The following is a 12,443-nucleotide window of genomic DNA, read 5'->3' as shown; positions in this document are numbered from 1 at the left end:
ACATTAATTAACGCAATGGAGCGATAGGTTGAAATTTATGACAGATATTTTTGGGTTTTTAGGGTAGTTTTTAGAAAGAATTTACCGAATTTTATCAAAATTAAATTTATGAATAGAGTTACCGAGCAAGAATCTAACTATAACCACATCGATCAGATGTCGGTGTTAGAAGTTTTGCAGGGCATTAATAATGAAGATAAAACTGTAGCATTTGCGGTTGAAAAATCTTTGCCTCAGATCGAAAAATTGACATCGGCAGTGGCCGAGCGAATGAAAAAAGGTGGCCGTCTCTTTTATATAGGTGCGGGTACAAGTGGTCGTTTAGGTGTAGTAGACGCATCAGAATGCCCACCTACATACGGTGTTCCTTTTGATTGGGTTGTTGGAATTATTGCCGGTGGAGATACGGCGATCAGGAGAGCAGTAGAATTCGCTGAAGATGATGCCGAACAAGCCTGGAAAGATCTTCAGGAGTTCGAAATTAACGAAAAAGATTGTTTGGTTGGCCTGGCAGCATCAGGTACTACGCCATATGTAATCGGCGGATTAAACACAGCACGTAAGCATGGTATTTTAACGGGTTGCATCGTTTGTAATACCGGTGGACCTATTGCTGCAGAATCGGATTTTCCGGTTGAAGTGGTGGTTGGCCCTGAGTTTGTTACCGGATCTACCCGTATGAAATCTGGTACGGCGCAGAAAATGGTGTTAAACATGCTAAGCACTACTGTTATGGTTCAGTTGGGGCGTGTAGTTGGGAATAAAATGGTCGATATGCAGTTAACCAATCATAAATTGGTAGACCGTGGTACACAAATGGTAGCCGATGAATTAAATATAGGTTACGATGAAGCGGCTGAGTTGCTCACACGTTATGGAAGTGTACGTAAAGCAGTTGAAGCAGGACATTAGAAATGAGTGAAGGATAGAGTGATTGAATGAAAGGATAGCATAATGCGATGTAGAGATGACCTTTAACATTCAATCCTTCAAAGTTCCACTCAATCAATAATTAAAGTATATGCACGAAATTGAGCCTTATTACCAGTGGAGAGATGATTATATTTCGGCAGAAGATGAGCGCTCGCCATTTTACAATACCGAATATTCAGAACTTTACTTCGATAAGCAGATTTACAATTTTTTATTGCACCCGCAATGGGACGAGTTTGGTTCGAATACCTTATACATGAAGGTGTTATACGCCGATTATGATCGTAGTTATGCCGTTATAGAATTTATAGGCGAGTGGAATGACGCCATTAACAATGACATTATGCTGCTGAAACGCGATATTTTAGAGCTGATGATGGATGAAGGCATTAATAAATTTATCCTGATAGGTGAAAATGTGCTAAATTTCCATGCTTCTGACGATAGTTATTATGAAGAGTGGTTCCAGGAAGTAGAAGATGGCTGGATTGTTGGAGTAAATTTTCAGGAACATGTAATCACCGAGTTTCGCGATAATAACATCGATTATTACATTAACTTTGGTGGTGCATTTGATAATCTGCCATGGCGCACATTAAAACCTTTACAGTTCTTTAAAAAAGTTGAAGAACTGCTGACAAAAAGATTAAACTAAATATTTATTTTTATATAGTTAAATACACAAAAATTAAAATGGAACAACAAAATTATCAATATCAGGACAATAGTGTTTTTGTACAGGAAAAATCTGTTTCTAAAAAATTCTTTGCCAACGTCTTCTTATGGATGTTCGTAGCATTGAGTTTATCAACAGTAGCCGCCTATTTGTTTGGTACAAATGCTGAATTAATGCAATACCTTTTAAATATTAATCCAACAACTGGTAAAGTGAGCATGTCAATTTTTGGTTATGTAGCCATGTTTGCACCACTCGGGCTGGTTTTATTAATGGGATTCGGTTTAAGTAGATTATCATTGCCAGCGTTAATTGGCGTTTTTGTACTTTATTCCGTATTAACTGGAGTTAGTTTAAGTTTTATCTTGTTAACTTATACTTCAGGTTCAGTAGTGAGCTGTTTTGCAGGAGCTGCCGGAATATTTGGAATTATGGCATTTATGGGTTACACAACCAATATCGATCTAAGTAAATTTGGGCCGATTTTAATGGTTGGGGTAATTGGTTTAGTGATTGCCAGCGTAATTAATATGTTTATTCAAAGCGAACAGTTCAGTTTGTTTATGGCATTCATTGGTATTGCAATATTTACGGCATTAACGGCCTATGATGTACAAAAAATTAAAAGAATTGGCGAAGGGATCGAAGCTAGCGGCGAACAGGTTCTTCAGATTGAATCTAAAAAAATGGCTATTGTAGCCGCATTGTCTCTATACTTAGATTTCTTAAATATCTTCCTTTTCTTACTTCGTATTTTCGGAAGTAGAAAGTAGTCATTAACAGAACAATATTCTTAAGGCCGTGCAGAATTGCATGGCCTTTGTAATTTTATTTGGCAGCAAAGCGATAAATTTTGGAATTGATGTTGCTTTGTTGCATTTTTGTATGCTTATTAAGAAAGACGGAGGGATTAGACCCAACGAAGTCTTAGCAACCTGTAACCATACAAGGTGCTAAATTCTATTCTGCAAATAGCGGAAACAGATAAGTTTAGGATTACGATTCACGTACCAACTTTTTCAATAGGCCTTTTAGAGACTTGAGACAATAGACTTGAGACAATAGATTTGAGACAATAGATTTGAGATTAGAGACGTAACGTCTAGCCAATCTCATATCTAACAGCTCTTATATCTAATATCTCATATCTCACATCTCACATCTCAAATCTTACAACAAGAATGAGCATAAGAGAAGAATTAGAAAAACGTATTTTGGTGATTGATGGTGCAATGGGTACCATGATTCAGCGATATACCTTAACCGAAGAAGATTTTAGAGGGGAGCGATTTAAAAACCATCCCTGTGATGTAAAAGGCAATAACGATTTGCTCAACATTACACGTCCGGATATTATTAAAACAATACACCTGGAGTACCTGGCCGCTGGTGCCGATATTATCGAAACCAATACGTTCAGTACACAGCGCATTTCCATGGCCGATTACCAGATGGAAGACCTTTCATACGAAATGAGTTTTGAAGGTGCGCGGGTGGCAAAAGAAGCCGTAAACGAGTTCATGGCTGCAAATCCAGACCGTAAATGTTTTGTTGCCGGTGCTATTGGCCCAACCAACCGTACCCTTTCCATGTCGCCGAATGTAAACGATCCTGGTTTTAGGGCCGTTTATTTTGATGAGTTAGAAGAAGCTTATTATGAGCAGGTGCGTGGCTTGGTAGATGGTGGTTCTGATGTATTATTAATCGAGACCATTTTCGATACTTTAAATGCTAAAGTGGCTATTGTAGCCATTAAAAAATACGAAGAGGTAATTGGCCGTAAACTGGAGATCATGATTTCTGGTACCATTACCGATGCATCTGGAAGAACACTTTCTGGCCAAACTGCCGAAGCTTTTTTGAACTCTGTAATGCATGCAAAACCATTAAGTATCGGTTTTAACTGTGCTTTGGGTGCTAAAGAAATGCGCCCGCATATTGAGGAGCTTGCTGCAAAAGCGGGCTGTTATGTTTCGGCTTATCCAAATGCTGGTTTGCCAAACGAGTTTGGTGCTTACGATGAACAGCCGCATGAAACAGCACATTTGGTTGATGATTTTATTGCATCTGGTTTTGTGAACATTGTTGGTGGCTGTTGTGGTACTACACCACAACATATTGGCTGTATTGCTAAAAATGCAAGGAAAGCTGAGCCCCGCAAAATCCCTGTAATCGAACCTTATATGCGTTTAAGCGGATTGGAGCCTGTAACCATCACTCCAGAAAGCATTTTTGTAAACATTGGGGAAAGAACAAATATTACCGGATCTCCTAAATTCTCTAAACTGATTTTGGGCGGCGATTATGAAGCCGCATTGGCCGTTGCTTTGCAACAGGTTGAAGGTGGTGCGCAGGTAATCGACGTAAACATGGATGAAGGGATGTTAGATTCGGAAGCGGCAATGACCAAATTTTTAAATCTCATTGCCTCTGAACCTGATATTGCCAAATTGCCCATCATGGTCGATTCATCTAAATGGTCGGTTATTGAAAATGGCTTAAAATGTTTGCAGGGAAAAGGAATCGTAAACTCTATCTCTTTAAAAGAAGGTGAAGATAAATTCCGTGAAAGCGCTCGCAAAATTATGCAATATGGCGCTGCTGTAGTAGTAATGGCTTTTGATGAGCAGGGACAGGCTGATAATTACGAGCGCAGGAAAGAAATTTGCAAAAGAAGTTATGATATCCTAGTGAATGAAATTGGTTTCCCGGCAGAGGATATTATTTTCGATCCGAATATCTTAACCGTTGCAACCGGATTAGAAGAACATAATAATTATGCTGTCGATTTTATAAATGCTACCCGTTGGATCAAAGAAAACCTACCTCATGCAAAAGTGAGCGGAGGGGTTTCTAATATTTCTTTCTCTTTCAGGGGGAATAATACCGTTCGCGAAGCGATGCATTCTGCATTTCTTTATCACGCCATTCAGGCTGGTTTAGATATGGGGATCGTAAATGCAGGGATGTTAGAGGTTTATCAGGAAATTCCACCCGAATTGTTAGAAAGGGTAGAAGATGTACTCTTAAACCGAAGAGACGATGCTACGGAGCGTTTGGTAGAATATGCCGATACCGTAAAATCGAAAGGTAAAGAGGTGGTTAAAGATGAAGAGTGGAGAAAAGGCGCTGTTGAAGAGCGGTTATCTCATTCTTTAGTAAAGGGAATTGTAGAATACCTGGATGATGATGTGGAAGAAGCCAGACAAAAATATGCCCGCCCGATTCAGGTAATCGAAGGACCGTTGATGGATGGGATGAACATTGTGGGTGATTTATTCGGTGCCGGAAAAATGTTCTTGCCACAAGTGGTAAAATCGGCAAGGGTAATGAAAAAAGCTGTAGCCTATTTATTGCCATTTATCGAACAGGAGAAGCTGGATAATCCCGATCAGGATCAAAGTTCATCTGCAGGAAGAGTTCTAATGGCAACCGTAAAAGGCGATGTGCACGATATTGGAAAAAATATTGTGGGTGTAGTATTGGCTTGTAATAACTTCGAAATTGTTGATATGGGCGTGATGGTTCCTGCACAGGAAATCATCAAAAAAGCCAAAGAAATAAAGGCCGATATTATTGGTTTAAGTGGATTGATTACACCATCATTGGATGAAATGGTCCATTTTGCCAAAGAAATGGAACGCGAAGGTTTTACCATTCCCTTAATTATCGGTGGAGCAACTACTTCAAGAATCCATGCTGCGGTAAAAGTAGCGCCAAATTATTCGGGACCCGCTATCCACGTATTAGATGCTTCCAGAAGTGTTACCGTTTGCAGCACCTTGATGAATCCTGAAACAAAAGACGATTATGTGGCAGGTATCAGGGCAGAGTATGACAAAGCCCGCGAAGCGCATTTAAATAAACGATCGGATAAACGTTTTAAAACCTTAGAAGAAGCGCGTGCAAATAAATTTAAGATCGATTTTCAACCTAACCTACCCGTTCCGGAATTTACGGGTACAAGGGTTTTTTATGATTACCCTTTAGAAGAACTGGTTCCCTATATCGATTGGACGCCGTTTTTCCATACCTGGGAGCTCCGTGGCAGTTATCCTAAAATTTTCGACGATAAAAATGTAGGCGACGAAGCGAAGAAACTTTTTGATGATGCACAGACCTTATTAAAACGTATCCTCGACGAAAAACTGTTAACAGCAAGAGCTGTAATCGGTTTCTGGCCAGCAAATGCAGTAGGAGACGACATCGAGTTGAAAGTTGAGAGTGCTGAGTTGGGAGACTCTAAACTCCAAACCCCAAATTCCAAACTAGTCAAAATTCACACCCTCCGCCAGCAGGCCGAAAAAGTAGATGGGCAGCCTTATTATGCTTTGTCTGATTTCATCGCGCCCAAAGAAAGTGGTATTCAGGATTATTTTGGTGGTTTTGCCGTAACCGCAGGTATCGGGATTGATGAATTGGTAAATGAGTTCGAATCCAATTACGATGATTACAATAGTATCATGGCCAAAGCATTGGCCGATCGTTTAGCTGAAGCTTTCGCAGAACGCTTGCACGAACGTGTACGTAAAGAGTACTGGGGTTATGCACAGGATGAAAACCTGAGCAACCAGGAATTGATTAAGGAAGAATACGCAGGTATACGTCCCGCACCAGGTTATCCCGCCTGTCCGGAACACACCGAAAAGGGAACTTTATTCCAATTGCTTGATGCGGAGAATAAAATTGGATTACACTTAACCGAAAGTTATGCCATGTATCCAACAGCAGCGGTAAGTGGGTTTTATTTCGCACACCCCGATTCGAGGTATTTTGGATTGGGAAAAATTACCAAAGATCAGATTGAAGATTACGCCATCAGAAAGAATATGCCGATTGAAGAAGTGGAGCGGTGGTTAAGTCCAAATTTAGCTTATTAATCCCCAGCCCCTAAAGGGGAGGGAATCGTTTACAAATTAAAATTTAAAGCCCCTTTAGGGGTAGGGGTATGAAGATTACAGACCATATAAAAAACGCAAAGGGTAAAACCTTGTTCTCTTTTGAATTATTGCCGCCTATTAAAGGGCAAAGTATACAATGGATTTATGATGCGATAGAGCCATTATTAGAGTTTAATCCCCCTTTTATTGATGTAACTTCGCTCCGCGAGGATTACATTTATAAAGAACAGGCCAATGGTTTGCTACAAAAGGTATCTTATCGTAAGCGTCCAGGAACCATTGCCATTTGTGCGGCCATTATCCATAAATATAAGGTTGATGCCGTTCCACATCTCATTTGCGGTGGATTTACCAAAGAAGAGACTGAAAATGCATTGATCGACCTACAGTTTTTGGGAATCGATAACGTATTGGCTTTGCGGGGCGATGCCCGTAAGGCAGATGGGAATTTCGTACCAACTCCTGGTGGACACTGTTATGCTACAGATTTGATCGAGCACATCAAGAACCATAACGAGGGTAAATTTCTCCACGAAGATGTAGAAACCTTTAAAAGCGATTTCTGTATTGGCGTGGCTGGCTATCCTGAAAAACATTTCGAAGCGCCTAACATGAGTACCGATTTCAAATTCCTGAAAAAGAAAGTTGAAGCAGGGGCAGAGTTTATTGTTACGCAGATGTTCTTCGATAACCAGAAGTATTTCGACTTTGTAAAAAAATGCAGGGAAAACGATATCAATATTCCAATTATACCAGGTTTGAAACCGATTAGTACCTTATCTCAGTTAAATGTGCTGCCTAAAATATTTCACATCGATTTGCCTGATGAGTTAACGGATGCGCTATCGCACGCAAAAAACAATAACGAGGCAAAAGAAATTGGTACCGAAGCCATGATTAAACAATGTAAAGAACTGATTGATTTTGGTGCACCGGTATTACACTTTTACACCATGGGCCGCCCTGAGCAGACCAAAAAGATCGCGAAGGCTATTTTTTAGTCTAAAAAGCGTCGTCATTGCGAGGCACGAAGATAACCGAACGAAGTGAGCTCATGAATGCCTTTAAAAACAACTGCAAAATGAATAATCCTACAACGATCGCTAATTAACCTAGCGCTTTAAGATTGCTTCGTGCCTCGCAATGACGTATTTTCTTTATTACTTAAAATTATCATCATGAATAATTTAAATATCGACCAACAAAACCTTGATGTCATACTAACAGAAGTTAAACAACAAGGAATAGATTATTTAAACCATATTCATGAACGGTCTACAGCAAGTTCCACTGAAGTAGAGATTATCCGGGATTTAAGTGAGCAGGGTTTTGGTACAGTTGAAGCCTTAAAACAATTTAATCAGCGTTTTGAACCCATTATGGTGGCCTCGTCTGGTCCAAGATACTGGGGTTTTGTAACCGGTGGTACTACACCTGCTGCTATTGCTGGCGATTGGCTGTCGACTATCTACGATCAAAACACGCAAAGTGCAAAAGGTAACGGCGATGTTTCGGCCATCATCGAACTCGAAACCATCCAGTTATTAATTTCGTTGTTTAACCTTCCCAACGACTTTTTCGGAGGGTTTGTAACTGGAGCAACCTTATCTAATTTTACGTGCCTAGCTGTTGCCAGGCAATGGATTGGTAAACAATTTGGGAAAGATTTTGCCAGAGAAGGTATATCAGGTACGGTAAAAGTACTGTCGGCTACGCCACACTCATCAGCCATAAAATCCTTATCGATGCTGGGCTTGGGAAGTGGCAATTTTATTCAGGTAAACGTAATGCCAGGCAACCGCGAAGCATTGGATATTGCCGATCTTGAACTGAAAATCCAAGCCTTAAATGGCCAATCTTTCATGCTGATTTCCAGCGCCGGAACCGTAAATACGGTTGATTTTGATGATTTTGAAGCCATTAATACTTTAAAAGAAAAATATAATTTCTGGTGGCATATTGATGCAGCCTTTGGTGGCTTCGCTGCCTGCTCACCCAAATACTGTCATTTGCTTAAGGGTTGGGGAAACGCCGATAGCATCACAGTTGACTGCCACAAATGGCTAAACGTACCTTACGAAAGTGCGGTGTTTTTGGTGAAAGAAAAACATCAATTGTTACAGGTAGAAACTTTTCAAAATTCTAATGCGGCATATTTGGGCAATCCGATGGAAAATTTCAGCTACTTAAATTTCTTGCCAGAAAACTCTCGTCGCTTAAAAGCTTTGCCCGCATGGTTTACCTTAACAAGCTATGGAAAACAGGGTTATCAGAAAATTGTAGAAAGTAACGTTGAAGTGGCCTTACTGTTTGCCGATTTCATTAATGAAAATCCAAACTTCGAGCTCATGGCGCCTGTACGTTTAAATACTGTTTGTTTTTCGTTAACAGATGAAAGTTTAGTTGCAACATTTCTGAATAAGTTAAACGCGGGCGGAAAAGTTTTTATGACCCCTACATTTTATAACGGGAAGAAGGGGATTCGTGCTGCTTTTGTAAACTGGCGGACCTCAGCGGCTGATGTTGAGTTGGCTAAGGCAGCTATGCTCGAAATTCTTACAGAACTTTAACCTTAAATTATTGTTTTAATGTTGTAGCGTTTTATCTTTGTACCGATGAAATTAGATGGTCTTAAATATGTACTTATTGCCTGCACTGCGATTGCTCTTTTCTTAAAAGTGAGCCATGCAGTTTCGTATTTAAGCTATTCTGACAATAACATTGAAGTTTTATCTACAAATGATGACGCGACAGAGAAGGAAGAAAAGAAAGTAGAAACCGAATATGCGGTGCAGCAAATCGTGTTTCATGGAGCTTTATATTTTCCTCTTCAAACTTCAAAAAAGGTGCTCATTCCTGATCATTCTTTCCAACTGGCTTACTTCCCAGAGGTTTTAACACCGCCACCTTCCGTATAAGCATATCCTTTTATGTTTAAACTCCGTTTCGCAAAAACGGAACCAATTGTCTATTTTAAAAATTACAAATAATATATATGAAACGAGCAATTTCATTTGCAGTGTTATTAATCGCTGCTTCTTTAAAAATCAGTGCACAAGAAGTTGTACAGAACAATGTTAAACCAGTAGAAAATGCCCTTATTCAGGTAACTAAGCTACAGCCGGTAAGTTTTAATTACGATAAAACCTGGGCAGAAAAACTAAAGTTATCCACCAAACCGCAATATGGTTTTGTAGGTACTGAAGCTAAAACAGCTGTTCCTGAAATTGTTTCTGTACAGGCAAAAAGTTATGCATCAGGTAAAAACGCATTTAGAAATGCTACTATTACCAAGGTAGATTACGACAGTTTAGTCCCGCTTTTGGTCGCCAGTATAAAGGAGCAACAGCAACAGATAGAAGCCCTGCAACGCGAGCTTAAAACATTAAAATCGCAAAACACTAAGTAAAAAGGAATCCCGATGAAAGTCGGGATTTTTTTAATCTCTGTTTTTTAAGTTGGTCCGGTATTTTGTTCTAAGTGCTTAAAAGGGAATACACAGAGAAGTATGAAATAGGGACATTATTTTATAGATACGTCATTCCCAACTTGATTGGGAATGACGAACTTTCGAAATAGAAGTATATTTTACTTACTATCCTTTAAGCAAATACTCCTTAAATCCTTCAAAATCCACCCCTAATTGGTCAGCATGTTTTGGTTTGCTTTCTAAAGCTTTTACCTGCTCAGGGATTTCGATTTTAGCAGCAATATCTGTAGGGAAAATATCAGGGAACTTACAGGCGTGTGCTGTAGATAAGAAAACTGCTGCACTTTCATCTGTAGGGTTTTCACTTCTGTATTTTTCAACCGCCAAATAAGCAATTGCAGTATGCGGACAAGCTACATAGTTTAACTTGCTGTCAATTTCTTTGATGCCTTTTAATGTTTCATCATCAGTAAAACGATAAGAAGTAACCACTTTTTTTATGGCCTCTACATCCTGACTAAACAGATCCATAATGCGTACCCAATTGCTTGGTGCCCCTACATCCATGGCGTTCGAGTAGGTTTGTGTAGATGGTTTCGTTTCATATACACCACTTTCCAAAAAGCGTGGAACGGTATCGTTAACATTGGTAGCCGCGATAAACTGTTTAACAGGTAATCCTAATTTATAGGCCAATAAACCGGCGCCAATATTTCCGAAATTTCCACTTGGTATTGAAAACATCACGTCTTTTAAACCTTGCTTTTTCAGTTGGGCGTAAGTATTGAAATAATAAAATGTTTGCGGAATTAATCTCGAAATGTTAATCGAATTGGCAGAAGTCAATCTGAATTTAGCATTCAGCTCATCATCTGCAAAAGCCTGTTTCACTAAAGCCTGGCAGTCATCAAAAGTACCTTTAACTTCAACGGCTCTGATATTTTCGCCATTGGTGGTTAACTGCAGTTCTTGTATCGGGCTCACTTTCCCTTCTGGGTAAAGAATAGTTACCCTCGTATTCGGCACACCTAAGAAACCTAAAGCTACTGCGCCACCGGTATCGCCAGAAGTAGCAACGAGAACATCTAAAAGTTGTTCGCCGTCTCTTAAGAAATAAGCCATCACACGGCTCATAAAACGGGCGCCGAAATCTTTAAAGGCCAAAGATGGACCATGGAACAATTCGAGCACAAAAGTTTTGTCATCAAGTTTAACGGCAGGAGCTTCAAAATTAATGGCATCATCAATTAAAGCCTTTAAATCTTCAGCCGGAATCTCATCTTTTAATAAAGCAGAAGCTACTTTATAAGCTATTTCTGGTAAAGTGTACTGCTCAATATTCTGGATGAATTCGGGATCAAGCTGCGGGATTTCTACAGGCATATATAAGCCTTTATCCTGCGGCATGCTGTTAAAAACGGCTTCTTTGAAAGAAACACGTAAATCCTTATTGTTGGTTGAGTATAGTTTCATTTTGAGGTTTAGGTTTAGGGGTGTAAGGTTTAGGATTATGGCGCCGAGTACAACCCTCAGCCTTTATGCCTTCTACCTTCCAGCCTACTTTAAAGTACTCTCGGTCCTTCCGCGTTAACCGGAGATACAAAAGCTTTGCTGTTAATATTTATCTTATGTAAATGTTGTTGTTGCGATTTGGTTATTTTTCTGGCTGTTTCTTCATCTTGAGTTAGTGCAAAAACAGATGGACCCGAACCTGAAATTCCGAAACCGATTGCACCGTTTTCCATCGCCAGTTTTCTCATTTCTTCAAAACCAGGAATCAAAATCGAACGTGTTGGTTCTACCAGAACGTCTTTCATGCTCCTTCCAATTAAATCAAAATCATTCATGAACAATCCACTCACTAAACCTGCAACATTTCCCCACTGGGTAACCGCATCTTTTAATGCTACTTTACTGCGGATCATTTGGCGTGCATCTTTGGTCGGTACATCCACTTCTGGATAAACAATTGCTGCATACATGCCAGCTGGGGTAGGTAAAGAAATTACATCAAGCGGTTCGTAACTTCTCACCAATACAAAACCACCCAATAATGCAGGGGCAACGTTATCGGCATGGCCATAACCACAGGCAAGTTCTTCACCTTTCATGGCAAAAGGAACCAGCTCTTTAGTGGTTAATAAATCACCCATTAATTTGTTAATGGCAAACAAACCAGCTACTGTACTGGCCGAGCTTGAGCCCAATCCACTGCCAATGGGCATTTTCTTGTGCAGTTCAATTTCTACACCAACATCCAAACGGTTTATATGCTTTAAATAATGTTGAACACTCGAACTTACGGTATTTTTCGCTGCATCTAAAGGCAAACGGCCATCATCGCCAGTAATTCTTTTGATCACCACACCAGGTGTATCGGTAAATCGCATTTCAACTTCATCGCCAGGTTCGTTTACAGCGAAACCCAGTACATCGAAACCGCAAACTACGTTTGCAACGGTTGCCGGAGCGAAAACTTTTATACTATTTTTCATTATTAATT

10 protein-coding genes and 1 riboswitch are annotated in these 12,443 nt (G+C 39.8%); of the genes, 8 read left to right on the top strand and 2 right to left on the bottom strand.

What is annotated here, in order from left to right; genetic code table 11:
• Window positions 1-108: 108 nt before the first annotated feature.
• The 8 genes from murQ to EYS08_RS01515 all read left to right on the top strand — a co-directional run bounded on the left by murQ (window position 109) and on the right by EYS08_RS01515 (window position 9,919).
• Window positions 109-912, top strand: a complete 804-nt coding sequence (gene murQ / locus EYS08_RS01550) for an N-acetylmuramic acid 6-phosphate etherase (RefSeq protein WP_131028100.1) — start codon at window positions 109-111, stop codon at window positions 910-912.
• A 109-nt stretch (window positions 913-1,021) separates the two neighbouring features.
• A complete protein-coding gene (locus EYS08_RS01545; protein WP_131028099.1) occupies window positions 1,022-1,588 on the top strand; it encodes a hypothetical protein in 567 nt (188 codons plus the stop codon).
• Window positions 1,589-1,626: 38 nt separating this feature from the next.
• Complete coding sequence (locus tag EYS08_RS01540) at window positions 1,627-2,382, top strand: Bax inhibitor-1/YccA family protein (RefSeq protein WP_131028098.1); 756 nt, start codon at window positions 1,627-1,629, stop codon at window positions 2,380-2,382.
• A 113-nt stretch (window positions 2,383-2,495) separates the two neighbouring features.
• Window positions 2,496-2,600, top strand: a riboswitch (SAM riboswitch).
• 190 nt (window positions 2,601-2,790) lie between these two features.
• On the top strand, window positions 2,791-6,489 hold the full coding sequence (metH, locus tag EYS08_RS01535; protein WP_131028097.1) for a methionine synthase: 3,699 nt from the start codon (window positions 2,791-2,793) through the stop codon (window positions 6,487-6,489).
• A 68-nt stretch (window positions 6,490-6,557) separates the two neighbouring features.
• Complete coding sequence (gene metF / locus EYS08_RS01530; protein ID WP_131028096.1) at window positions 6,558-7,511, top strand: methylenetetrahydrofolate reductase [NAD(P)H]; 954 nt, start codon at window positions 6,558-6,560, stop codon at window positions 7,509-7,511.
• Between the two features lie 177 nt (window positions 7,512-7,688).
• Window positions 7,689-9,080, top strand: coding sequence for a pyridoxal phosphate-dependent decarboxylase family protein (locus EYS08_RS01525; RefSeq protein ID WP_131028095.1), 1,392 nt, complete (start codon window positions 7,689-7,691; stop codon window positions 9,078-9,080).
• Window positions 9,081-9,125: 45 nt separating this feature from the next.
• Window positions 9,126-9,428, top strand: a complete 303-nt coding sequence (locus EYS08_RS01520; protein ID WP_131028094.1) for a hypothetical protein — start codon at window positions 9,126-9,128, stop codon at window positions 9,426-9,428.
• A gap of 77 nt (window positions 9,429-9,505) precedes the next feature.
• Window positions 9,506-9,919, top strand: coding sequence for a tail fiber domain-containing protein (locus tag EYS08_RS01515; protein WP_131028093.1), 414 nt, complete (start codon window positions 9,506-9,508; stop codon window positions 9,917-9,919).
• 186 nt (window positions 9,920-10,105) lie between these two features.
• On the opposite strand, the gene thrC is transcribed toward EYS08_RS01515, so the two are convergent.
• Entirely contained in the window at window positions 10,106-11,413 is a 1,308-nt protein-coding gene (gene thrC, locus EYS08_RS01510) for a threonine synthase (RefSeq protein WP_131028092.1), read from the bottom strand.
• Window positions 11,414-11,502: 89 nt separating this feature from the next.
• Window positions 11,503-12,435 carry a homoserine kinase gene (locus EYS08_RS01505; RefSeq protein ID WP_131028091.1) on the bottom strand — a complete coding sequence of 311 codons (933 nt, stop codon included), beginning with the start codon at window positions 12,433-12,435 and terminating at the stop codon, window positions 11,503-11,505.
• Window positions 12,436-12,443 lie beyond the last annotated feature (8 nt).

The sequence above is a fragment of the Pedobacter kyonggii genome (assembly GCF_004310665.1).
GTDB lineage: Bacteria > Bacteroidota > Bacteroidia > Sphingobacteriales > Sphingobacteriaceae > Pedobacter > Pedobacter kyonggii.
Note: the sequence above shows the minus strand (reverse complement) of the source record. Positions and strands in the feature narration are given on the sequence as shown.